General features: G+C 73.5%; 17 protein-coding genes. 5 read left to right on the plus strand and 12 right to left on the minus strand.

The window, feature by feature from the left end:
• Positions 1-3: 3 nt before the first annotated feature.
• The 4 genes from ABZ858_RS06145 to ABZ858_RS06160 form a co-directional block, all read right to left on the minus strand.
• Complete coding sequence (locus ABZ858_RS06145; protein WP_361373183.1) at positions 4-2,733, minus strand: nitrate- and nitrite sensing domain-containing protein; 2,730 nt, start codon at positions 2,731-2,733, stop codon at positions 4-6.
• 320 nt (positions 2,734-3,053) lie between these two features.
• Positions 3,054-4,259, minus strand: coding sequence for an NAD(P)/FAD-dependent oxidoreductase (locus ABZ858_RS06150; RefSeq protein WP_361373185.1), 1,206 nt, complete (start codon positions 4,257-4,259; stop codon positions 3,054-3,056).
• Between the two features lie 135 nt (positions 4,260-4,394).
• Complete coding sequence (locus ABZ858_RS06155) at positions 4,395-5,921, minus strand: amino acid adenylation domain-containing protein (protein ID WP_361373187.1); 1,527 nt, start codon at positions 5,919-5,921, stop codon at positions 4,395-4,397.
• Positions 5,918-7,885: a beta-ketoacyl synthase N-terminal-like domain-containing protein gene (locus ABZ858_RS06160; RefSeq protein ID WP_361373189.1), complete on the minus strand. Its 1,968-nt coding sequence runs from the start codon at positions 7,883-7,885 to the stop codon at positions 5,918-5,920. Before ABZ858_RS06160 ends, ABZ858_RS06155 begins: the two co-directional genes overlap by 4 nt.
• A 601-nt stretch (positions 7,886-8,486) precedes the next feature.
• Between ABZ858_RS06160 and ABZ858_RS06165 the strand changes: the two genes are divergently transcribed.
• From ABZ858_RS06165 to katG, 4 genes are all read left to right on the plus strand, one after another.
• Positions 8,487-9,509 (plus strand): GAF domain-containing protein, encoded by a 1,023-nt coding sequence (locus ABZ858_RS06165; protein ID WP_361373191.1) that lies wholly within the window; start codon positions 8,487-8,489, stop codon positions 9,507-9,509.
• Positions 9,510-9,808: 299 nt separating this feature from the next.
• Positions 9,809-11,449 (plus strand): phosphoglucomutase (alpha-D-glucose-1,6-bisphosphate-dependent), encoded by a 1,641-nt coding sequence (gene pgm, locus ABZ858_RS06170; protein ID WP_361373193.1) that lies wholly within the window; start codon positions 9,809-9,811, stop codon positions 11,447-11,449.
• A 130-nt stretch (positions 11,450-11,579) separates the two neighbouring features.
• Positions 11,580-12,017: a Fur family transcriptional regulator gene (locus ABZ858_RS06175; RefSeq protein WP_361373195.1), complete on the plus strand. Its 438-nt coding sequence runs from the start codon at positions 11,580-11,582 to the stop codon at positions 12,015-12,017.
• Between the two features lie 33 nt (positions 12,018-12,050).
• On the plus strand, positions 12,051-14,285 hold the full coding sequence (katG, locus tag ABZ858_RS06180; protein WP_361373197.1) for a catalase/peroxidase HPI: 2,235 nt from the start codon (positions 12,051-12,053) through the stop codon (positions 14,283-14,285).
• A 78-nt stretch (positions 14,286-14,363) separates the two neighbouring features.
• On the opposite strand, the gene ABZ858_RS06185 is transcribed toward katG, so the two are convergent.
• The 8 genes from ABZ858_RS06185 to ABZ858_RS06220 form a co-directional block, all read right to left on the minus strand.
• Positions 14,364-14,579 (minus strand): hypothetical protein, encoded by a 216-nt coding sequence (locus ABZ858_RS06185; RefSeq protein WP_361373199.1) that lies wholly within the window; start codon positions 14,577-14,579, stop codon positions 14,364-14,366.
• Between the two features lie 65 nt (positions 14,580-14,644).
• A complete protein-coding gene (locus ABZ858_RS06190; protein WP_361373201.1) occupies positions 14,645-14,815 on the minus strand; it encodes a hypothetical protein in 171 nt (56 codons plus the stop codon).
• Between the two features lie 24 nt (positions 14,816-14,839).
• A complete protein-coding gene (locus tag ABZ858_RS06195) occupies positions 14,840-15,196 on the minus strand; it encodes a PRC-barrel domain-containing protein (RefSeq protein WP_361373203.1) in 357 nt (118 codons plus the stop codon).
• 128 nt (positions 15,197-15,324) lie between these two features.
• Entirely contained in the window at positions 15,325-17,565 is a 2,241-nt protein-coding gene (locus ABZ858_RS06200) for an RICIN domain-containing protein (protein WP_361373205.1), read from the minus strand.
• Positions 17,566-17,725: 160 nt separating this feature from the next.
• Complete coding sequence (locus ABZ858_RS06205) at positions 17,726-19,537, minus strand: glycoside hydrolase family 35 protein (RefSeq protein WP_361373207.1); 1,812 nt, start codon at positions 19,535-19,537, stop codon at positions 17,726-17,728.
• The gene (locus ABZ858_RS06210; protein ID WP_361373209.1) at positions 19,534-20,409 is read right to left on the minus strand and encodes a carbohydrate ABC transporter permease; all 876 of its coding nucleotides are present in this window, start codon (positions 20,407-20,409) and stop codon (positions 19,534-19,536) included. The genes ABZ858_RS06205 and ABZ858_RS06210 overlap by 4 nt, the downstream gene beginning before the upstream one ends.
• Positions 20,406-21,407, minus strand: a complete 1,002-nt coding sequence (locus ABZ858_RS06215; protein WP_361373211.1) for a sugar ABC transporter permease — start codon at positions 21,405-21,407, stop codon at positions 20,406-20,408. The genes ABZ858_RS06210 and ABZ858_RS06215 overlap by 4 nt, the downstream gene beginning before the upstream one ends.
• The gene (locus ABZ858_RS06220; RefSeq protein ID WP_361373213.1) at positions 21,404-22,702 is read right to left on the minus strand and encodes a sugar ABC transporter substrate-binding protein; all 1,299 of its coding nucleotides are present in this window, start codon (positions 22,700-22,702) and stop codon (positions 21,404-21,406) included. The genes ABZ858_RS06215 and ABZ858_RS06220 overlap by 4 nt, the downstream gene beginning before the upstream one ends.
• A gap of 235 nt (positions 22,703-22,937) precedes the next feature.
• Between ABZ858_RS06220 and ABZ858_RS06225 the strand changes: the two genes are divergently transcribed.
• Complete coding sequence (locus tag ABZ858_RS06225) at positions 22,938-24,062, plus strand: LacI family DNA-binding transcriptional regulator (protein WP_361373215.1); 1,125 nt, start codon at positions 22,938-22,940, stop codon at positions 24,060-24,062.
• Positions 24,063-24,069 lie beyond the last annotated feature (7 nt).

A 24,069-nucleotide genomic window follows, 5' to 3' on the forward strand; every position in this document is an offset into this window, starting at 1 on the left:
TCCTCACAGTTCGTGGGCGGTGGGGCCTGCCGCATCGTTCGGCCGCCCGTGCGCATCGTGCGGAGTGTCGTCGTCCTCGGTGTCTTCGGCGTCCTCGGCCGTCCAGGCCCGCTTGAGCCCCTGGTGGATGGCGCTCATCGCGCGGGCCGACGCGTGCGGCGATATGACGTCGTGGTCGCTCCCGCCGGCGGGTTCGTCCTCGGCGTGCGCGGCCTCCCGGCGCAGCTGCTGCGCGAGGCTGGCCCCCCTGACGCGTTGTGGCAGGACCGAAGGTGTCGTGAGCGGAGGGGGAGCGTCCGGTGCGAAGGGAGCGGGGGCCGGGGGAGGGGCTTGGGCGGCTGTCGCGGGCATGGCGACTGGTGCGGCCGGTCCCGACGGCTCGCCGGGGATCACGGGAGGCCCGGGGTAGTCGCGGAGCCCTGGGTGCCCTGGATGCCCGTCCTGGAACGGCGGCTGCGGTCGTGGCCGCGGCTGCGGCTGTCCGAAGTCGGCCAGGGCGGATTCGGCGGCACCAGGGGCCGTCGGCGGCGCGGCGGGCGCGGCGGGTGGGGAGGGCGGGGCGAGATCCGGTGCCGTCGCGGCCGGTTCGGCGGCCGGGTGAGCGGGGTGGGGGGAGGCGGGGGGCAGCAGGCCGGCGCCTCCGTACTCGGGGAAGGCGTGCTGGTCCGGCAGCGCCGTGTGGACGATGGCCTCGTCGGCGGCCGCGGGGGCGCCCGCCCCGGCCAGGGCGTGCGGCCCGGGCACGGCCCGGTGCTGGCCGGTGCCCGTCAGCTCGGCCTCGGCCGGGTCGGCCGCGGCCCGCCCGGCGGCGACGGCCGCCGACTGGAGCTGGTCGACGACCGGCGAGGAGGCGTTCTCCAGGAGCTGGGCCGGCAGCATCACCAGGGCGAGGGTGCCGCCGTAGTCGGACTCGCGCAGCACCACCCGGATGCCGTGCCGTTCGGCGAGCCGCGCCACCACGAAGTGCCCCAGGCGCGGGTCCTCGCCGAACACGGTCATGTCGACCCGGGGCGGCTCGGCGAGCACCGCGTTGGCGCGGGCGAGGAGATCCGCCGGCATGCCGAGGCCCTGGTCCTCGACATGTACGGCCAGGCCCTTGGCGACCCGGGTCACGCCGACGGTCACCTGGGTGTCCGGCGGGGAGAAACTGGTGCCGTTCTCGATGAGTTCGGCCAGCAGATGCGTGACGTCGGCGACGGCGCGGCCGGCCAGGGCCACCCGCCGGTCCGCCGGAGTGTTCTTCACCCTGACCCGGGTGTACTGCTCGGTCTCCGCCACCGCGCCGCGCATCACGTCGGTGAGCGCGACCGGCCGGGCCATGCGGCGGCTCGGCGGAGCGCCGCTGAGGATCATCAGGTTCTCCGCGTGCCGCCGTACGCGGGTGGCCAGGTGGTCGACCCGGAAGATGTCCTTGAGCAGGTCCGAGTCCTCGTGCTTGCGCTCCAGGTCGTCCAGGAGCGCGATCAGCCGGTGGATCAGGACCTGGGCCCGCCGGATGAGCTGGCCGACGACCTTGTCGGAGCCGGCCCGGCCCTGGGACTGCCGCAGCGCGGAGTCCGCGGCGGTGCGGGCCAGCCGGTCGATGGCCGTGGCCAGTCTGCCGATCCCGTCGCCGGCCTTCGCGTGCCGCGGGGCGAGCCCGGCCGGGTCGGTCCGCTCGCCCTTCTCCATCCGGGCCAGGGTCTGCGGGAGCCGGAACGCCGCCAGTTGCTCGGTGTCCACGCACAGCCCGGTCAGGGCCTCGGACAGCCGGTCGAGTTCGGTGAGGCGGGCGAGCGCCGAGCGCCGGGTGCGCAGCGCCGGTACCGCGGCGGCGGCCAGCAGGGCGAGCGCGACGGCCGAGCCCAGCAGGGCGGCCAGCAGGAGGTGGCCGGCGCGGTCGTCGGCGTGGTCGGCCAGGGACGTGAGCGCGTCGTCGCCCTGCGTCTGGAAGCCGCCGACGATCCCGGTCGCGGCGGCCGGCCAGGACGCGACGCCGGAGGGCAGCGTGTCGCTCTGGTTCCCGGCGACCGACTGCTGCACCGCGTCCACCGTGGTCCACCGCGCCCCGGCCAGGGCCCTGGAGTACGCGGCGGCCCCGTTCCCGGGCAGGTCCTGGCCGGTCAGCCCGGCCCGGTCGGCCTGCTGCACGGCCAGGTACTGGCCGAACCGGGCGCGGTCGGCGGCCGGCATCCGGCGGCCGGGCAGCGCGGCGGAGAGCAGGGCGTCCTCGCGGGAGAGCATCTCGGTGATCCGCGCGAGAGTGGCCGTCGCGGAGCCGGCCCGCTGGGCTCCCGCGTCGTCGCCGCGCACCGCCGAGGCGAGCAGGGCCAGCTCCTGGTCGGTGGCGTCCGTGAAGTAGGTGAAGGCGGCGTCGGAGGACAGCTTCCGCGCGTCGATCGCGGTCCGGCGCTCGGCCAGCGGCGCCAGCGCGCCGTCGAGCGCCCCGGTCCGGCGCCGCAGCTCCGCCGTGCCCGGCCCGGCCGCCTGCCGCCGGTACGCGGCCAGGGCGTCGTCGGTCCTGGCGCGGGCCGAGTCGAGGTCGGCCCGGGCGGCGTCGGTGCGGCTCGCCTGCCACAGGGCGGTGAGCCGGCGCTCGTTCTGCAACCGCGTCAGCAGCTCCTGCGCGGGCCGGGCGAGATCCGTGACGTGGGCCGCGGCACTGTGCGACCGGATCTGGTCGTCCACGAGCCCCGCGGCCGTGTACCCCCACAGCCCGCAGACGCAGACCGCCGGGATGACGAAGGGGAGCACGAACGAGGATCGCGGTGATCTCGGTGATCTCGGGGAAGCGGCACGGTGACGTGTCCGCCGGTCGCGGGTGCCTGGCATCTGATTCCTCGTACAGCAGCGGTACAGCGGCGTGCGGGCAGGTGACGCGCGAGGTCCGACCATCCCCGCGCTCGGCTGGTGGCTCACCGTGATCGGAGTCGGCGCGAGCTGCACCGTATCAGGATCATGGCACAGCGTCATATGCAGTCCACAGCAACTGGCCTGTCCGTTCACCCGAGTTGACGAGGCGATCGAGGACCGGCCGAGGTCCGGTGCGGTCCGGGCCGCCGCGCGTGACCGGCTCACAGCAGCGCGAGCAGCCGCGGCGTGTACAGGGCGCTCGCCGGGACGATGCCGGCCACCACGTCCAGGTAGATGGCGGTGAGTTCGGGGTCCGACTGCACGGCCCGCAGCAGGGACAGCCGCTGCGCGTGCGGGTCGAGGCGGGCGGCGCCCAGCGTGGCCTCGTAGCCCGGCATCAGGCGCTCCACCCCCTCGTCCGCGAACCGGGCCAGCGCGGCGTCCAGCCGGTCCGGATCTCCGTCCAGGGGCCTGGCCACGGCGGCCACCAGCGCCTCCACCCGCTGGAAGGCGTCGCTGATGCCGCGTGCCGTGATGGAGTCCTTGTGGTGGGCGGCGTCCCCCAGGAGCACCCAGCCGGGTCCCGCCGCCCGCCGGAAGAAGTTCTGCTGGTCGCCGGTGCCGTGCAGCCGCTCGGCCGGCGTGCTCCCGGCCAGCCGCTCGTCGAGGGCCGGGGCGGTGGTACGTATCTGCTCCCGGTAGGCGCCGTACGCGTCGGCGCGGACCTCGGTGAAGCGGGACTGCGGGAAGTAGGCCAGCACCAGCGTCGCCGCGTCGTTGGTGGGCACCGTGGCCACCCAGCCGCCCGGCCGCTCGTACAGCTCCAGGTCGGCGGGCACGTCCCGCCAGTACGTGTAGTACGCGCAGGTGAGCCGCGGATCGCGGACGGTGTACGGGGCGTCCACCAGATGGGCGACGGACGAGCGCATGCCGTCGGCGCCGATCACCAGGCGCGCCCGTTCGGTGAACGCGCGGCCGTCCCCGGCGTCCTCGCCGCCGGTGACCTGGCCCTCGACGCCGACGACCCGCCCGGTGCCGTCCCGCAGCAGTCCCGTCACCCGGCAGTGGTCGCGGTACTCGGCGCCCGCCGCGACGGCCGCGTCCACCAGGACGGTGTCCAGGACGTGGCGGCGCGGCGCGAACCCCGCGCGCTGCCCTTCCACGCCCCGGGCGCAGCCCTCGATGTGGATGTCGGCGACCTCGTAGACCGCGTGCCCGATGGGCGGGCAGCCCGAGGCGCGGACCCGGTCCAGCAGGCCCCAGCGGGCGAGCGCGGCGACGCCGGGCTGGTGGATGAGGTGGGTGGAGAGGGTGTCGGTGCCGTACGCCGCCTTGTCGAGCAGGAGGACGCGGTACCCGGCGCGGGACAGCAGCAGGGCGGCGGGTGCGCCGGCGCAGCGCGCCCCCACCACGATGGCGTCGTACATGCGGAGCCTCACAACAAGGGTCGGGGTCGGTGGACGAGGGGGGTGGGGGGTGTCGGTGGACGGGTCGGTGTCGGGGGGGTGTGGGGAGGGGCCGGTGTCGGAGGATGAAGGGGGGTGGCGCCGGGGTGCGGGCGGTCAGTGGGGGTGCCCGAGTTCGGTCCGTACGGCCCGGCGGTCGATCTTGCCGTTGGGGTTGAGCGGCAGCCGGTCCAGGACCGTGATCCGGCTGGGCATCATGTACGGCGGCAGCCGTTCGACCAGCGCCGCGTACAGCCGGTCGGGGACGCAGCCCGGGCCGCTGATCGCGGCCCGCAGCTCCGGCTCGCCGTCCCCGGCGGGCACCGTGACCACGACCGCGTCCCGCACTCCGGGCTCGCCCCGCAACGCGGCCTCGATCTCGCCGAGTTCGATGCGGTGACCGCGGATCTTGACCTGATGGTCGGTCCGTCCCAGATGGACGAGCAGGCCCTCGCACAGGGTGACCCGGTCGCCGGTCCGGTACCAGTGGCCCGGACCGGGCGGTCCCCCGCGGGCCGGGCCGAAGGTGTCGGTGAGGAAGCGGCCCGTGTCGTGCGCCGGGTCCAGGTAGCCGTCGAAGCGCAGCGGGCCGCGCACGCACAGCTCCCCGGTGCCGGCCGCCCGGCCGTCCTCGTCGAGCAGCACCAGATCCAGGCCGGAATGGCCGGATCCGATCGGTGCGGTGCCGTTCGGGGTGTCCGGCCAGTGGGCCGGGTCGTCGGGGAACCGGTACCCGGTGCAGGAGATGGTCAGTTCGGTGGGGCCGTAGAGGACCTCCAGGCGGCTGCCGGGAGCGGCGGCGCGCCATTCGCGGGCGGCCTGGAGGGTGAGCGGCTCGCCGCCGAAGACGCTCCACCGCAGTGTCGGCATGCTGCCGGGGGCGAGCGTGCCGAGGCGGGAGGCGAAGGTGATCAGCGAGGGCACCGAGAACCAGTGCGTCAGGCGCAGGCTGTTGACCGTCCTCACCGGTGACATCAGCTGGGCGCGGGCCGGGACGACGAGTGTGCCGCCGCCCGCCCAGGCGACGAACAGGTCGTGCACGGAGCCGTCGAAGGTCAGCTCGAAGTTCTGCGAGAGGCGGCTGCCCGGCCCGATGCCGTAGCGGCCGGCGATCCGCTCCAGATAGGCGCAGATGTTGCGGTGCCGCACCGGCACGCCCTTGGGGGCGCCCGTCGAACCGGAGGTGAAGATGAGGTACGCGATGTCGTCGGGCTCCGCCTGCCGGAAGGAGCCCTGGGACGCGGGCGCGGACACGGTGTCGTCCGGGTCGGCGACGTGGACGGGTACCGGGAGGTCCGGGGCCGGGGAGCCGGGTTCGGCCAGGACCACGTCCAGGCCGGCCGCCGCGACGACTTCACGGGTCCGCGCGGCGGGGTGCTCGGGGTTGAGCGGCACCACGGCCGCGCCGGTGCGCAGCGCGGCGAGATAGCCGGCGTAGGCGGTGACCGAGCGGGCCGCCAGCAGCCCGACCCGGCGCGGCGGGGTGCCGCCGGCCGCCGTGACCAGCCGGGCGGCGAGCCGCTCGGCCTGCTGCCGCAGCTCGGCGTAGGTCAGGCGCTCCCCGGCGACCTCCAGGGCCGGGGCGCAGGGGTGCGCGGCGGCCGAGCGGGCGAACCAGCCGTACAGGGTGGACTCCGTGCTCACCGGGCCGCCGCCTCCAGCGCCCGGGTCCACTGCCGCAGCTCACCGACGGTGCGCAGCCGGCCGAACTCCTCGGGGTCGACCTCCCGCCGGCTCCGCCGGGCCAGTTCCACGACGATCCGCAGCCTGGCCAGGGAGTCGATGCCGATGTCGGTGAGGGCGGAGGCGTCGTCGAAGCGGGTGCGGGCGTGCTCGCGCAGCACCCAGGCCGCCAGGTCGTCCCCGTCGGGCCCGGCGCCCGCGCCGTGGTGCTCCTCGCCCTGCCGGTAGCGCCGGGTCTGCCAGGGGTAGCCGGGCAGCGGGACGTACCGGCCCGGCTCGGGGAAGGCCGCCGCCAGGTCCGGGTCGCCGCCCGCGGCATAGCGTTCGGCGAGGGCCCGCAGCGGGTGCCCGGCCGGTTCCGGGCCGCCGGTGAGCGCCGCCGCCAGTTCCTCGTGGGTACGGCCGACGACGGCGGCGCGGTGGGCGTGGTGGCGGCGCCGGGTGGCCGCGCTGTGGCAGATGTCGCGCAGCGCGTACGCGCCGCCCTCGCCGCCCGGGCGCAGGTAGCGGGCGTACGCCTCGGTCAGCGCCGTCAGGGCGGCGGGGCTGTGCGCGGAGATCGCCAGCAGGTGGACGGTGCCCTCCGGCTCGGGCCCGGACGGCGCGGCGGGCACGGCCCGTGGTGCGGCCTGGCGGAGCACCACGTGGGCGTTGAGCGCCGAGGAGCCCTGGCCGCCGACCCCGGCGACGGCGGGCCTGCCGAGGACGGGCAGGTCGTGCAGCTCGGCCGGAAGGACCAGCGGCAGCGCGGCCCAGTCGACGTCCGGGCGCGGGGTGCCCAGGTTCAGGCTGGCCGGTATCTGGCCGTGTTCCAGGCACAGCACGGTCTTGAGGAGGCCGGCCAGGCCGCCGGCGGCCTCCGCGTGGCCGATGTTGGTCTTGACGGAGCCGACCAGCAGCGGCCGGCCGGCGGGGCGGCCCGCGCCGAGCACCTCGCCCAGCGCGCGCAGTTCCAGCGGGTCCAGGGCCGGCGAGCCGGCGCCGTGCGCCTCGACGTAGTCGACGTCGGCCGGGTCCACGCCCGCGTCCTCGTACGCCCAGCGCAACACGTCCACCTGGCCCTGGAGGGACGGATGGAGCACCGTGTCGCTGGTGCGGCCGTCGTTGCCGACGGCGCTGCCCCGGATCACGGCGCGCACCCGGTCGCCGTCCGCGAGGGCGTCCGGCAGGCGCTTGAGCACGACGACCGCGACCGCGTCGCTCGGCGAGTAGCCGTCCGCGCCCGCGTCGCCGAACTTGCAGCGCCCGTCGCCCGCCATCGCGCCGGCGTGGGAGAGGACCAGGCCCTCGTCCGGCCGCAGGGCCAGGTTCACGCCCGCGGCCAGCGCCAGCGGGCTCTCCCCGGACCGCAGGCTCTGCACCGCCTGGTGCACGGCGACCAGTGAGGAGGAGCAGGCGGTGTCCACGACGACGCTGGGGCCGCGGAAGTCGAAGAAGTGCGACAGGCGGGCGGGCAGCAGCGAACGGAAGTTGTTCAGCTGGGCCGCCGTCACCGTCTCGGGGCCGCGCCGCAGGGAGAGTTCCAGGTGGTCGGCGCGGGTGTTGCCGACGAAGACGGCGGACCGGCCGCCGGCCAGTGCGTCGGGGCACTGCCCGGCGTCCTCCAGCGCCTCCCAGGCCGTCATCAGCAGCAGCCGTTGCTGCGGGTCGAGTTCGGCGGCCTCGGTCGCGGACATGGCGAAGAAGCCGGCGTCGAAGTCGTCGACCCCGGCGACATAGCCGCCGCGGCGGGCGGCTATGCGCCCCGGCCGGGGATCGGGGGAGTGGAGCGCGTCCACGTCGTACCGCTCCCGGGGCGTCTCACCGGTGGTGTCCTGGGCATCGCGCAGCACGGCCCACAGTTCGTCGGGCGTGCTCGCCCCGGGCAGGCGGCAGGCCATGCCGATCACCGCGACCGACCGGGAATCCACGTCGGACCTGTCCATGAAAGCACTCCGTTCATACGTCGCACGGTCCCTGCACCGTGGCGTAGCTGACTTTGCCCCATCGCAACTCGTCCCACGCGTGCGGCAGTTGCCTCCGGCACGGCACACCGTCCCGGGTGCGGGGACGGCGTGGGGGCCGGACGGCGGGGTGTGCGGTGGTCCGTCGTGCCCGCGGGTCGCGCGGGGCGGGATCTCGCGCCGCGTCCGGGCAGCTGACGCCCGCCTCACCCGGACCGCCGGATCACGGCAGACGGCGCGGGCCGTGCACCCGTCTCACCACCCCGAAAGTTCGAATAAATATTCGAGCATCCTGTGTCGTCGTGGACCGGATGTTCCCGTGTCGCCACAGCGCGCCCCCCGCAAGATTGTCGGGTGCAAAATCGTTTACGTCCGATGCGCGTTCCAAGAATGACGTGAAGTGATCGGTCCAGGGTGGAAACATTGAAAACTTCGGACAGACTCTCTGGTCGGGCGCCGCCCGACTCACGTACACGCCCCCAAATGCGCCCCGGCGCACGCTTGTTGCCCGGGATACAGGTGGTGCGGAAATGACCTGGAGTGGTGATCCGGCCGGGCCGGATCTCTGCTTTGATCTGACCCCATGGAACCCCTGTCACCCGAACAGCACCGTGCCGCAGGCGAACAGCGGACCCACCGGCTGAGGATTCTCGGTCTCAACACGGTCGATGTGGAAGCCACGTTCGACCGGGTAGCACGACTCGCGGCCACCTTCACCCAGGCGCCCCTGGCCATGGTCAACTTCATCAACGACGAACGCCAGATGTTCCGCGGCATGTTCGTGCCCACCGGGTCCCCCGAGGACCCCGTGGAGATCGTGGGCGGCGGCGTCCCCTTCGACCTGAGCAACCTCGCCCGCGAGGCCCCCGGCGACTACGGCTTCTGCCCGCACGTGGTCGCCCAGCAGTCCCAGCTCGCCCTGGAGGACGTCTTCGACTACCCGCGCTTCAAGGGCAACCCCCTCGTCAACGACCTGGGCGTGCGCTCCTACCTGGGCACCCCGCTGCGCGACAACACCGGCATGATCCTCGGCACCGTGTGCGTCGCCGACTTCAAGCCCCGCGCCTGGGACCGCCAGCTCAGGCAGGGCATGCGGGAACTCACCGAGACCCTGCTGTCCGAGTTCAAACTGCGCGACAGCCTCCTCGCCCAGCAGCAGGAGCTGTTCGCGGTGTTCGACGGCGCGCCCTTCCCCATCATGCTCACCGAGGGCCCCGAGCACCTGCTGCGCTACGCCAACGGCAAGCAGGGCCAGGCCTTCGGCAGGGTGCCGCAGTTCAGCCTGGGCCGCAGCGTGCTGCCCGGACTGGACCGGGTCGGTGTCTTCAGCGCGATGGACGACGCCCTGCGCACCGGCCGGCCGACCACGGTGCCGCACGCCTCGCTGCGGACGTACGACTCCCCGACCCCGCAGGACTACGACTTCCTGTGCACCCCGGTCCGCACCTCCCCGAGCGCCCCCTTCAAGGGTGTCCTCACGGTGGCGATGAACACCACCGGGCAGGGCTACGGCGGCACCGAGTCGCACGCCTTCGCGGCCAACGTCCAGCAGCGGTTCGAGCAACTGGGCGGCGCCGCGCTGTCCGACAGCGTGCCCGGCCGATGACCGCCCGGCCGCCCGGCGCCCGCTGACCCGGCGCCGGGCCGCGGCACCGCTTCCGCGACCGCACGGCCCGCCCGCCCCGGCACCGCACGGTCCGCCCGGCCTCGTCTCCGGTGGGCCGCCGTTTCCGCGAAGGCCCGGCGACGGACCGGCGAAGGCCCCGCGCGCAGCCCCTGCTGAGGCGCCCCCGTGCCCTTGGCCCCTCCCGCCCGGCGCCACCCGGCGGTGCGCCGCCCTGCCCCGGCCGGGGGAAGATGGAGATCGCGAGCGGACACAGGACCGAAGACGAGGAGATGGGTGTCATGCAGCAGGAACGAGCGGGCAAGCCGGCCGGGCCCGGGGAGCTGATCGATGTGGCCCGGCTGGTGACCGCGTACTACGCGCTGCACCCCGATCCGGCCGAGCCCGGCCAGCGGGTGGCGTTCGGGACGTCCGGGCACCGCGGTTCGTCGCTCACAGCGGCGTTCAACGAGGACCACATCGCCGCGACCAGCCAGGCCATCTGCGAGTACCGCGCCCGCCAGGGCACCGACGGCCCGCTCTTCCTCGGCGCGGACACCCACGCCCTGTCCGAGCCCGCCAAGGTCACCGCGCTGGAGGTGTTCGCCGCCAACGACGTCTCCGTGCTCATCGACGCGGCCGACGGCTACACCCCCACCCCGGCCGTCTCGCACGCCATCCTCACCCACAACCGCGGCCGCGCCGCGGGCCTGGCGGACGGCGTCGTCGTGACGCCCTCGCACAACCCGCCCGCCGACGGCGGCTTCAAGTACAACCCGCCCAGCGGCGGACCGGCCGGCTCGGACGCCACCTCCTGGATCCAGGACCGGGCCAACGAGATCATCGCGGGCGGCCTGAAGGACGTACGGCGCATCCCGTACACCCAGGCGCTCGCCGCCCCCGGCACCGGCCGCCACGACTACCTCGGCAGCTATGTCTCCGACCTGCCCGCCGTGCTCGACCTGGACGCGGTCCGCGACGCGGGCGTGCGGATCGGCGCCGACCCGCTGGGCGGCGCGTCCGTGGCCTACTGGGGCCGCATCGCCGAGCAGCACCGCCTCGACCTGACCGTGGTCAACCCGCTCACCGACCCCACCTGGCGGTTCATGACGCTGGACTGGGACGGCAAGATCCGCATGGACTGCTCCTCGCCGTACGCCATGGCCTCGCTGATCGAGCAGCGCGACCGGTTCCAGATCGCCACCGGCAACGACGCCGACGCCGACCGGCACGGCATCGTCACCCCGGACGCCGGGCTGATGAACCCCAACCACTACCTCGCCACCGCCATCTCCTACCTGTACTCCCACCGCGAGCGGTGGCCCGCGGCGGCGGGCGTCGGCAAGACCCTGGTCTCCTCCGGCATGATCGACCGCGTCGCCGCCGACCTCGGCCGCCGGCTGGTCGAGGTGCCCGTCGGCTTCAAGTGGTTCGTGGACGGACTGACGGACGGCTCGCTCGGCTTCGGCGGCGAGGAGTCCGCCGGCGCGTCCTTCCTGCGCCGCGACGGCTCGGTGTGGACCACCGACAAGGACGGCATCGTCCTGGCGCTGCTCGCCTCCGAGATCACCGCCGTCACCGGGAAGACCCCCTCCCAGCACTACACGGCCCTCACCGAGCGCTTCGGCGAACCCGCCTACGCCCGGATCGACGCGCCCGCCTCCCGCGAGGAGAAGGCCCGCCTCGGCAAGCTCTCCCCGGCGCAGGTCACCGCCGACACGCTCGCCGGGGAGCCGGTCACCGCCGTGCTCACCGAGGCGCCCGGCAACGGCGCCGCCATCGGCGGTATCAAGGTGGCCACCGAGAACGCCTGGTTCGCCGCCCGCCCCTCCGGCACCGAGGACGTCTACAAGATCTACGCGGAGTCCTTCCGCGGCCCCGGCCACCTGCGCCAGGTGCAGGACGAGGCCAAGCAGGTGGTCCTGACGGCCCTGGGCGGCTGACTCCCACCGGACGACATGGTGCGCGGCCGCTCCCGGCCGCGCACCACGTGTGTGCGCCCCCACATCGTCACCAGAGTTTGACCATTCGTTTTCTTGAATCATTCGTGTTTACGGCGGTAGGTTCTGCCCCATGACCGCAGACCGGCCCCGCACCACCGCCGAGGAGCTGCGCGGCGCGGGCCTGCGGGTCACCGCCGCGCGCGTCGCCCTGCTGCAGACCGTCCGCGCCGGTGACCACCTCGGCGTGGAGGCGATCGCCTCCGGGGTGCGCGAGCGGGTGGGCCATGTCTCCCTGCAAGCCGTGTACGAGGCCCTGCACGCCCTGACCGCCGCGGGACTCGTCCGCCGTATCGAACCGGCCGGCAGCCCGGCCCGGTACGAGGGCCGCGTCGGAGACAACCACCACCACGTCGTGTGCCGGTCGTGCGGTGCCGTCGCCGACGTGGACTGCGCGACCGGCCGGGCGCCCTGTCTCACCGCGTCCGCCGACCACGGCTTCTCCATCGACGAGGCCGAGGTCATCTACTGGGGCCTGTGCCCCGCCTGTTCCACCGCGCGCACCACCTGAGCACCGTGTTCCGCCCAGTCCGGAAGGATTCCCATGTCCGAGAACCACGAGGCCATCGTCACCGATCCCAAGACGGACGACGCGGGTGGCGGCTGCCCGGTCGCGCACGGGCGCGCGGCGCACCCCACGCAGGGCGGCGGGAACCGCCAGTGGTGGCCCGAGCGCCTCAACCTGAAGATCCTCGCCAAGAACCCGGCCGTGGCCAACCCCTTCGGTGAGGACTTCGACTACGCCGAGGCGTTCAACAGCCTCGACCTGCCCGCCGTGAAACGGGACATCGCCGAGGTGCTGACCACCTCGCAGGACTGGTGGCCCGCCGACTTCGGCCACTACGGCCCGCTGATCATCCGGATGGCCTGGCACAGCGCGGGCACCTACCGCATCAGCGACGGCCGCGGCGGCGCCGGCGCCGGGCAGCAGCGCTTCGCCCCGCTCAACAGCTGGCCCGACAACGCCAACCTCGACAAGGCCCGCCGCCTGCTGTGGCCGGTCAAGAAGAAGTACGGCCGCGACCTGTCCTGGGCCGACCTGCTGATCCTGGCCGGCAACGTCGCCCTGGAGTCCATGGGCTTCGAGACCTTCGGCTACGCCGGCGGCCGCGCCGACGTGTGGGAGGCCGAGGAGGACGTCTACTGGGGCCCGGAGACCACCTGGCTCGGCGACGAGCGCTACACCGGCGACCGCGAGCTGGAGAACCCGCTCGGCGCGGTCCAGATGGGCCTCATCTACGTCAACCCCGAGGGCCCCAACGGCAACCCGGACCCGATCGCCGCGGCCCGCGACATCCGCGAGACCTTCCGCCGGATGGCGATGAACGACGAGGAGACCGTCGCCCTCATCGCGGGCGGTCACACCTTCGGCAAGACGCACGGCGCCGGCCCGGCGGACAACGTCGGCCCCGACCCCGAGGCCGCCCCGCTGGAGCAGCAGGGCCTCGGCTGGAAGAACACCTACGGCACCGGCAAGGGCGGCGACGCCATCACCAGCGGTCTGGAGGTGACCTGGACGCCCACCCCCGTCCAGTGGGACAACACCTTCTTCGAGACCCTGTTCGGCTACGAGTGGGAGCTGTTCAAGAGCCCCGCCGGCGCGAACCAGTGGCGGCCCAAGGACGGCGCCGGCGCGGGCACCGTGCCCGACGCCCACGACCCGGGCAAGCGGCACGCCCCGACCATGCTCACCACCGACCTCTCGCTCCGCTCCGACCCGGTCTACGAGCAGATCTCGCGGCGCTTCCTGGACAACCCCGCGGAGTTCGCGGACGCCTTCGCCCGCGCCTGGTACAAGCTGACCCACCGCGACATGGGCCCGGTCGCCCGCTACCTCGGCCCCGAGGTCCCGGCCGAGACCCTGCTGTGGCAGGACCCGCTGCCGCGGCGCGACCACGAGCTGATCGACGCCGCCGACGTCACCGCCCTCAAGGCGAAGATCCTCGACACCGGCCTCACGGTGTCCGAGCTGGTCTCCACCGCGTGGGCCTCGGCGTCCTCCTTCCGCGGCAGCGACAAGCGCGGCGGTGCCAACGGCGCTCGCATCCGGCTGGAGCCGCAGCGCGGCTGGGAGGCCAACGACCCCGACCGGCTCACGTCCGTGCTGCGCGCCCTGGAGGGCGTCCAGGAGTCCTTCGACGCCGCCCAGAGCGGCGGCAAGCGGGTCTCCCTCGCCGACCTGATCGTGCTGGCCGGCGGTGTGGGCGTGGAGCGGGCCGCCAAGGAGGCCGGCTTCGAGATCGAGGTGCCCTTCACCCCGGGCCGCGTGGACGCCGCCCAGGAGGAGACGGACGTCGAGTCGTTCGCGGCCCTGGAGCCGGCCGCCGACGGGTTCCGCAACTACCTGGGCAAGGGCAACCGGCTGCCGGCCGAGTTCCTGCTCCTGGACCGCGCCAACCTGCTGACCCTGAGCGCCCCCGAGATGACGGTCCTGGTCGGCGGCCTGCGCGTGCTGGGCGCCACCCACCAGCAGTCGCAGCTCGGCGTCCTCACCACCACGCCGGAGGTCCTCACCAACGACTACTTCGTCAACCTGCTCGACCTCGGCACCGAGTGGAAGTCGACCGCCCAGGACGCGACCGTCTTCGAGGGCCGCGACACGGCCACCGGGGAGGTCAAGTGGTCCGGCAGCCGGGCCGACCTCGTCTTCGGGTCCAACTCCGAGCTGCGCGCCCTCGCGGAGGTCTACGCGAGCGACGACGCCAAGGAGAAGTTCGTGACGGACTTCGTCGCGGCCTGGACCAAGGTCATGGACCTCGACCGGTTCGACGTGGCCTGACCACGAAACGCCGGGCCGGCCCGTAGCGGCCGGCCCGGCGCGTACCGTCGTCGGCGGCCGCCGCTGTGCCATGAGCTGCTATTCCATGAGCTTCCTGGCCACGCGGGTCGCCGCCTCACTCTCGGCCGCGGCCGGCGACAGCTCGCTCAGTGTGTCGAGGTCGGTGTCCTGCCACAGTTCCTTCTCCCAGGCGGCGGCGAACTTCTCCTGTTCCTCGCGCGGCAGCCCCTGGACGTGCTCCCGGTGGTGGGGGTCCAGCGCGGCGAGGAACCGCTCGACGGTGTCGATGGGCATCTTCTTCTCCTCGGTCGACGGGACGCCGGCCCGCGCCGCGCACGCGACCGGCGGCGTCAGCGGCCTCAGCGCGCGGCGCGCCGGCGTGAGCGCGAGGACCAGCGCAGGGCGATGAAGACCAGATCCACCACGACGAGCGCGATGCCGATGATCAGAAGGTAGAACAGGCCCTTGACCACCACGCCGATGATGCCCAGGGCGACGGCGACGAGGATGAGGAACAGGAACAGAGCCATACCGGGCGCACCTCCACGGATCGGTCAGCGGCGGGCCAGGCGGCGTTCTCCGCCGGCGCCGGGGCTGTAGGGAAGGTCGTAGTGCTGGTAGATCGACGCCTCCTGCTCGGCGGGCAGGACGTCGTCCGTGCCGATGGACGGCGCCTTCTTGACCAGGCCCTTGGGATGCGCGACCTTCACGTAGTCCGGCCCCACGACCGCGTCGCCCACGGGGACGAAGACCAGGCGCTGCCGCGTCGGCAGCCCGGCGCGGACCGTGACCATGGCCGGTTCGTCGGTGCTGGTGTCCACATAGACCGCCTCCAGCGCACCGATCTTGTGGCCCTCCACATCGACCACATCGTGGTTGCGCCACTCGCGGATGTCGGCTGTACGAATCATATGGATGCTCCCCTGCCGTCGTACCGATGAGTGACCCGGCGGCCGGGGACGTAAACACCCCCGATGGGCCGCCCGGACCGGACCGGGCCCCGGACGGCGTGCCGTCCGGGGCCCGGGAGCGGTAGGCGTCAGCGGATCCGCCACTGCTGGAGGTGCGAGGTGCCGCCGCTCTCCTGGGTCACCGCGGCGCCCCTGCCCGCCGACGCGGCGGTGAGCAGCAGTCCGCTGTGCACGGAGGTGACGGTGGAGGCGCCGTTCGTCAGCCGCCTGACCGCCCAGCGCTGGTTGTCACCGCCGGTGCAGGGCCACTGGATGACCTTGGCGCCGGCCGCGAGGGACGCGCCGTCGACGTCGGCGCACTGCCCCGACTCGGTGTTGACGATCTCGTAGGTGCCGTCGGCCTGCCGGGCGAACCGCCACCTCTGGTTGGCGCCGCCGTTCGCCGTCCAGGTGGCGAGCGGGGTGCCGGCGGTGGCGCTGTGACCGGGCGTCTCCAGTGCCTTGCCGGAGGTGACGAGCGTGCGGGTGCCGTCCGGCGCGGCCGGTACCCGGCCGGTGGGCGTCAGGGTCAGCGTCTGCTCGGCCGCGGTACGCGTACCGCCGACCGGGCTGCCGGCGGCGTTCCAGAAGCGGACCGGGGTGGTCTCCGCGGGCCGCCGGGAGTCGGCGGACAGCCCGACCACCAGGCCGCTGTAGCGGTTGACCAGCCGGTACGTGCCGTTCGGGGCGCCGCCGGCGGAGGTGCCGGGGACGATCCACCACTGCTGTCCGACACCGGCGCCGCCGGGCCCGGCCGCGGTGACGGTGGGCCGGGTGCCCCAGGCGCGCTGGGCGGTGGCGGAGGAGCCGACGCCGAGCAGGCCGCCGGTGGCCGCGTTGGCGATGCGGTACGAGCCGTCACCGTTGCCGGTGAAGATCCACGACTGCCGGGCGGAGCCGTTCGCGCGGGCGTCCGAGGTGGTCGCGGAGCCGCCGGAGACCTGGGCCAGGACACGGCCGCCGCCGCTGGAGACACGGTAGGTCCGGCTCGTGTCGACGGGGGCGGCCGGTGCCGAGGTGCCGATGGTGACGTTCGCGTACTCGCCGGCCGAGCCGTTCGAACAGCCGAAGGAGCAGTACGAGCGGAACGACTTGCCGACGATGTTCGAACTGGTCCTGTTCGCCGGGTCGAGGAACCAGCGGTACCAGGAGGCGTTGGTGAGGCTGCCGGTGTCACCGATCAGCCGCCACTTGGGCGCGGCCAGGTCGGCGGTGGCGTAGAACCGCTGCGGCGCCTTGCCGCTCTGGTCCACGCCCTGCGGTTCACCGATGTACAGGCCCAGGTAGGCGTTGTAGGTGATGTCCATGACGAACAGGGGAGAGGTGGCGGGCATCCTGCCCGCCGCGACCTGCTGGCTCACCGTGCCGCTGTTGGCCGGGTCGTACTCCTTGTCCGGCGGGGTGTAGCCGGTGGGGTGCGTGGCGTCGACCGGCACCATGTTGCTCTCCCGGCCGCCCGTACCGGGCTGCGACCACGCGCCGTCGTACCACTTCTGCCAGGAGCCGGGCGCCATCTTCCCGGAGATCGGGGCGCGGGCGACGTGCGCGTGGAACGCCTTCCAGCTGCCGCCCTTGTCCACGATCCGCGAGCCGTAGTAGACGTAGAAGTAGCCGGAGGCGGTGTCCACGAACAGGCGCGGGTCCCCGTCGCCGTAGTCGAACGTCTGCTGCGGGAAGGCCGCCGTGTCCCCGCGCTCGGTGCTGTACGGAGAGGTGATGACGTGGTCCTTGATGGTCCACGTCCTGCCCTGGTCCGTGGAGACGGCGTAGTCGATCGCGTCGTAGTGCAGGCCGTCGCCGAAGGGCTGCGGGGTGAACTCGTTGTGCACCAGCCCGTACCAGTCGCCGGTGTCCGGGTCGACCCACACACCCGCCAGGTCGCAGTAGTTCTTCTGGGCGTAACCGGAACCCGAGGGCGCGTAGCTGGCGGTGAGGCCGGTGGGGCTGTTGTCGCAGCGCCAGGTGGTGTCGTCGTTGCGGTCGGCGGGGTTGGCCGGGTTCACCGCGTCGCTCAGGGCGGTGTCGCGGGTGGCGCTGTCGAAGTCCTTGCCGGTGAAGAAGGTCCACTCACGGCTGTCGTTCGCGCCGTACAGGGAGTGGGCCTGCTGGAAGTGGAAGGTGCCGTCCTTGTCGATGTAGGGCGCGGCCGGGGTGTCGTCGGGCTGGGTCCAGGTGCCCTTCCCGTCGACGGTGACGGTGTAGCCGGGGTCGCCGGCGGCGGCTCCGGGAGCTGCGGGGGCGGCCAGCGCGCTGGAGCCGGTCACGGCCGTCGCCGTGGCGGCGACCGCGGCGACGAGCGCTACGGCCAGTCTCTTGCGGTGAGTTGACACAGGTGCTCCTTTGCGGGACGGGGCCGCGCCCCAGTGCGCGGGCCCCCTGGGTGTGGTTCCTGTGCGGTGCGGCGGACCGGTGTCAGGACCGGTCCGGTCTGTGGCCCCCCGTCGTGCCCCCCTTTTTTTCCGCCCTCGTCGGCCGGACGTCCGCTGCCCGTCAGTCGAAGGTCTCGACGTACTCCTCGGCCGGTCCGAGGGCTGGCCGGTCGCGCAGGGCGAGGTGGTCGCCGAAGTGTTCGAGTTCCAGGACGGTGAGGGTGTTCTCACCGGCGCGCAGCAGCGGTCCGGGCAGATAGAGCGTGGTCTGCGGCCCGATCTCCCAGTAGCGGCCCAGCAGGGTGCCGTTGACCCAGACGAACCCCTTGCCGAAGCCGGGCAGCGCGAGGAAGGTGTCGGCCGGCCCGGGCACGGTCAGCGAGGCGGTGGCGAAGCCCGCACGGCCGTCGGGCGGCGCGGCCGAAGCGGCCCGGGCGAGGTCCTCGGGCCGCCACTCGTCCAGCGGCAGCCCGCGCACGGTCCAGCCGTGCACCAGCCGCCGCTCCACGCGGACGCCGCCGAGGATGCCCTTGCCCTGGCCGAGCAGCGGGCCGTAGTTGATCCGGCCCTGGTTCTCCACCAGCAGTTCGAGCCGGACCCGCTCGCCCCGGCCCGGCACGGTGAACGACCCGGTCTCCCGGTCGAGGACGGCCACCGGCTCCCCGTCGGCGAACACCTGGGCGCGGTCGTGCAGCCCGGTGACGGTCAGCTCGTGGCGGCCCGGCGGCAGCAGCGGCGCGGCCTCGTACAGCACCAGGCCCGAGGACTGCTCCAGCTCCTCGAAGCTCAGCGGCAGCGGCGCCCGGACCGGCTCGCCCGCCGACCGCAGGGCGTCCAGCAGCCCGGCCCCACGGGTGATCCCCAGGGTGCGCGGAGCCAGCAGCGGGGGATCGGCGGGCACCTCGCCGGGAGTGCCGCCGACCGCGGCCAGCCGCTCGCGCACGGCGAAGAACTTCGGGGTGAGCGCGCCGTGTTCGGCGATCGGCGCGTCCGAGTCGTAGCTGGTGACGGTGGGCTGGAGGCGCTCACCGTCGTGGTTGGCGCCGGCCCACAGCCCGAAGTTGGTGCCGCCGTGCGCCATGTACAGGCTCACCGAGCCGCCCGCGTCCAGGATGCCGCCGACGTCCTCGGCCGCACTGACGGCGGAGCGTACATGGTGCCGCTCGCCCCAGTGGTCGAACCAGCCGTTCCAGAACTCCGCGCAGAAGAAGGGCTCGCCCTCCCGGCGCGAGCGCAGCAGCGCGGCCGCCTCGGCGGGACGCGAACCGAAGGTGGCCGCCGCGAGCTGCCCGGGCACGCTGCCGCCGTCCTGCATCAGCGCGGTCGGCCCGTCGGCCGTGTACAGCAGCTCGGTCACGCCCCGCCCCACCAGGGCGTCGCGCACCCAGCGCACATAGTCCTGGTCGTCGCCGTGACTGCCATACTCGTTCTCGATCTGCACGGCCACCACGGGCCCGCCCCGGCCGGCCTGGAGCGCGGCGACCCGCGGGATCAGCTCGTCGAACCAGCGTGCGACCGCGTCCAGGAAGGGACCGTAGGAGGTGCGCAGCCGCATGCCGGGCGTGCCGGTCAGCCAGGCCGGAAGGCCGCCGTTGTCCCATTCGGCGCAGATGTACGGTCCCGGGCGCACGATCACGTCCAGTCCCCGCTCCTGCGCCAGCTGAGCGAACCGGGCCAGGTCGCGCGGGCCGTCGAAGCGGGCGTCACCCGGGGTGCGCTCGTGGAAGTTCCACGGGACGTAGGTGTCCACGGTGTTCAGGCCGAGCGCCGCCAGGCGCCCGAGCCGGTCGGCCCACTGCTCGGGCCGGACGCGGAAGTAGTGCAGCGAGCCCGCCAGGACGCGGTGCGGGCGGCCGGCCCGCAGCAGGGTGCCGCCGGTGTACGTCAGGGCGGCCCGGGCGGTGGCCGCGGGGTACGGGGCGGAAGTGGTCACTTGACGGCTCCGGCGGTCATGCCCGCGCGCCAGAACCGCTGGAGCGCGAGGAAGGCGATCAGAAGCGGGACGACGGACACCAGCGATCCGATGACGACCAGCGCCGGGGGCACCGCGACATGACTGGCGTTCCAGCCGACCAGGCCCACCGTGACAGGTTGCAGCCGGTCGTCGCCGAGCACCATCGCGGGCAGCAGGTAGTTGTTCCAGATCTCCACGAACTGGAACAGGAAGATCGTCACCAGGGCGGGCAGCATCATCCGCACCCCGATGGTCCGGAAGATGCGGAACTCGCCCGCACCGTCCAGCCGGCCCGCCTCCAGCACCTCGTCGGGAACCGTCTGCGCGGCGAACACCCGGGACAGGTAGACCCCGAACGGGCTGACCACGCTGGGCAGCAGCACCGCCAGCGGATTGTCGATCAGGTGCACACCGGAGAACATCAGGTACAGCGGCAGCGTGAACAGCACCTTGGGCACCAGCACCGCCGCCAGCACCAGGCCGAACACCGCGCCGCGCCCGGGGAAGTCGTACTTGGCGAGCGCGTACCCGGCCAGCGCCGAGAAGGCCGTGCCGAGCAGCGCTCCCAGCCCGCAGTACAGGACGCTGTTGAGCATCCAGCGCCAGAAGATCCCGTCGTCCTGGGAGCCGAGCCGGGCGATGTTGTCGAACAGGCCGAAGCCGTGGAACCACAGGCCGCTGCCGGAGAACTGCTCGCCGAACGGCTTGGTCGCCGACACCAGCAGCCACCACAGCGGGAAGAGGAAGTAGCAGGCCGACAGGCCGAGCAGCGCCAGCACCGTGACCCGGCTCGCCGGACGGCTCTCGCGCCGGGAGCGGACCGGGGACGCCTTCGCACTCACTGCGCTCATGCCTGCTCCTTCCGGCCGGTCAGCTTGAAGAACGCGAACGACACGGCGCCGACCAGGACCGCGAGGAGGACGGACTGGGCGGCGGCGTACGGGTAGTTGCCGGCCGCGACCGCGCTCTGCGCGGACATGATCGGCGTGAACGCCGAGGACACCGAGCCGTCGGAGAGCGGCTGCAGGACGGTCGGCTCGTTGTAGAGCTGGGCCGAGCCGATGATGGAGAACACGGTGGTGAGCACCAGCGCGCCGCGCACCGCCGGGATCTTGATGCTCCAGGCGGTCCGCACCGCCGACGCCCCGTCCATCCGGGCGGCCTCCAGCACCTCCGCGGGGATCGACTGGAGCGCCGCGTAGATGATGATCATGTTGTAGCCGGCCCAGCTCCAGGTGACGATGTTCGCCACCGACCACAGCACCACCTCGCTGTGGAAGAAGGGGATGGTGAAGCCGAACGGGTGCAGCAGCCGGTTGACCGGGCTCGACTGGGGGGAGTACATGAACGACCAGACCAGGGCGGCGCTCACCCCGGGGATGGCGTACGGCAGGAAGCTCGCCAGCCGGAAGAAGCCCTTGCCGCGGGCGGACCGGGAGTCGATCAGCAGCGCCAGGACCAGGGCCGCGCCCAGCATCACCGGGACCTGGACCACGCCGAACTGCGCGACCCGGCCCAGCGAGGAGAGGAACGCGCCGTCGCCCAGCGCCCGGCTGTAGTTGCCGAGCGGGTCGAAGGCCCTGGTCGGTGCGGTCAGGCCCAGTCCGGAGCGGTGGACGGTGAACAGGCTGCTGACCGCCGCGTAGACGATCGGGGCGATGTACATCGCGGCGAACAGGACGAGGAAGGGGGCGCAGAAGAGCAGCGGCTCCAGGCGGCGCGAGCGGCCGGCCCGCGCCCCGGCCCGCGCCCCGGCGGGCGCGGGCGCCGCCGTGGGCGGCGGGCCGCCCACGCTCCGGCGGCCCCGGGCGGCCGCCGGAGCGGCCGCGTCGATCACGGACTCGTTCACGGGGCGACCTTCAGGCCCTGCTTCTTCATCTCGTCGACGGTCTTGTCCTGGGCGGTGCGCAGCGCGCCGGCGATGGTGCCCTTGCCGGCCCACGCCTTGCCGAGGCCGTCGTCGAGGTCGGTGGCCGTCTTAGTCATCAGCGGCCCCCAGGTCCAGGAGGAGTCGATGTGCGGCGCGGCGGCGGCGAACACGTCGTAGATCTTCTGGCCGCCGAAGTACGGGTCGGCGCCCTTGAGCTGCGGGAGGTCCAGCAGGTTCTTGGCGGCCGGGTACAGCGCGGCCTTCTCGACGAGGCCGCCGAAGGCCGCGCGGTCGGTGCCGAGCCAGTGCGCGAACTCCCAGGCGCCCTCGGGGTTGTCGCAGCCCTTGAGGACCGCGGTCGCGGACCCGCCCGCGTCCCCGACGCGGGTGTCCCCCTTGGTCCACTGCGGCAGCGGTGCCACCGCCCACTGCCCGGAGCCGTCCTTCGCGCCGCCCTTGATGACACCGGCCTGCCAGACCCCGCCGACCACGGTCGCGATGTCACCGTCGCCGATCCCGGTGTACCAGGACTGGTCGTACATCGGGGCCCCGCTGATCAGCCCGTCCGAGACGAGGCCCTGCCAGTAGTCGGCGACCTTCTTGTTGGCCGCGGACGCCATGGTCACCTGCCAGGCGTCGCCCTTGACGCCGAACCATCCGGCGCCGGTCTGCCAGGCGAGTCCCGCGTAGTCGTAGTCGAGGTAGGGCGAGGAGATGTAGCGGTGCGGGTCGGAGGCGTGGATCTTCTCGGCGTCCGCCCGGTACTCGTCCCAGGTGGTGGGGGGCTTGAGGCCGAGCGAGTCGAACACCTTCTTGTTGTAGAACAGCGCCATGGGGCCGGTGTCCACGGGCGCGCCGTAGACCGCGCCGCCCAGCGTCACCGACTTCCAGGCCGCCGGCTGGTAGTCGCCCTGGTCGGCGGTGGCGTACCGGGTGACGTCCTTGAGGGCGCCCTGCGCGGCGAAGCTCGGCAGCGTCTCGTAGCCGACCTGGGCCAGGCAGGGGGCGTTGCCCGCCTTCACGGCGTTGAGCATCTTCTGGTAGCCGCCCTTGGCGCCCGGCTGCACCGCCTGATAGGTGACCTTGAGGTCCGGGTGGCTCTTGTCGAAGGCGGCGACGGCGTCCGCGTACCCCGGTGCCCAGCCCCAGAATGTGATCGATCCCTTGCCGTCGGACGAGGTGGAGCCGGAGCCGGACCCTCCGCACCCCGTGGTGACGAGGGCGAGGCATATCGCTCCCGCGGTCCCGGCAATTCGGGCAATGGATCGCTTCACGGCTTCTCCTGAAGGCTGGGGTGGAGCGGAGGAGATGCCTCCGCGAGGCCGCACACACGGCATGCGACACGCGGCCCGCAGGGAGCCGACGCGCTGATGGCCGAAACTATGGCAGAGAATGTTATCGATGCCAATAGGTGGGGACGGTCTGGTGTCCAGCAGGGAAAACAGCAGATGGCAGGGCCTGAGCGCGATATCATCGGCTCCCAGCAGGAGGGGTACGAGGAAGGAACCCATGGCGAAGCGGAGTGACGGCGGGGGCCGGCCGCCGGGCATGGCGGACGTGGCCCGGGTCGCCGGGGTGTCGGCGCAGACCGTGTCACGGGTGCTGTCCGGCCACCCCAACGTGCAGGAGAAGACGCGGGCCAAGGTCCTCTCGGCGGTGGACCAGCTCGGCTACCGGCGCAACAACGCCGCCCGCATGCTCTCCTCCGGGCGCAGCCGCACCATCGGCGTGGTCACCCTCCAGACCGACTTCTACTCGCGGGCCGCCGTCACCTCCGGCATCGAGCACGCCGCCCAGGCCGCCGGATACGCGGTCAGCACGGCGACCACCACCTCGCTGGACACCTCCGCCATCGAGGCCGCCCTGTCCCGGCTGGCCGACCAGGGCGTCGAGGGGGTCATCCTGTCGGTGCCGCTGAACCACAGCAGCCCGCGCATCGAGCAGCTCACCCGGGCCACGCCCACCATCACCATCGACGGCTCGCGCACCGACGCCACCGAGGTGGTCGCCATCGACCAGGCGCTCGCCGCCCGGCTGGCCACCCGCCATCTGCTGGACCTCGGCCACGACACCGTCTGGCACATCGCGGGCCCCGAGGAGTGGCTGGAGGCCGCGGCCCGGCGGGACGGCTGGCGCCGCACGCTCCAGGAGGCGGGCCGCCCGGTGCCGCCGCCGCTGGAGGGCGACTGGTCCCCGGCCTCCGGCTACCGCAACGGACTGATCCTGGGCCGCATCCCGGACGCCACGGCGGTGTTCGTCGCGAGCGACGAGATGGCGTTCGGCGCGATCAGGGCACTGCACGAGCTGGGCCGGCGGGTACCGGAGGACATCTCCGTGGTCGGCGTCGACGACATCGAGCTGGCCGAGTACTGCTCGCCGTCCCTGACCACCGTGGCCCAGCCGTTCAGCCAGATGGGCACGCTCGCCGTGGCCCACCTCCTTCGGCACATCGCCGATCCGGCGGCCGTGCCCGAACCGGCCTCGGTGGAACCGCAGCTGATCGTCCGGGCCAGCACCGCCCAGGCCGGCACCCCGGCCGCCCAGGCCGGCACCCCGGCCGCGCGGGCCGCTGCCCCGGCCGCACCGGCCGCCGTACAGGCGGATGCCCCGGCCACGGGGGCCGGGGCACCGTAGGGAGCCA

Source organism: Streptomyces sp. NPDC047017, from assembly GCF_040644175.1.
Taxonomy (GTDB): domain Bacteria; phylum Actinomycetota; class Actinomycetes; order Streptomycetales; family Streptomycetaceae; genus Streptomyces.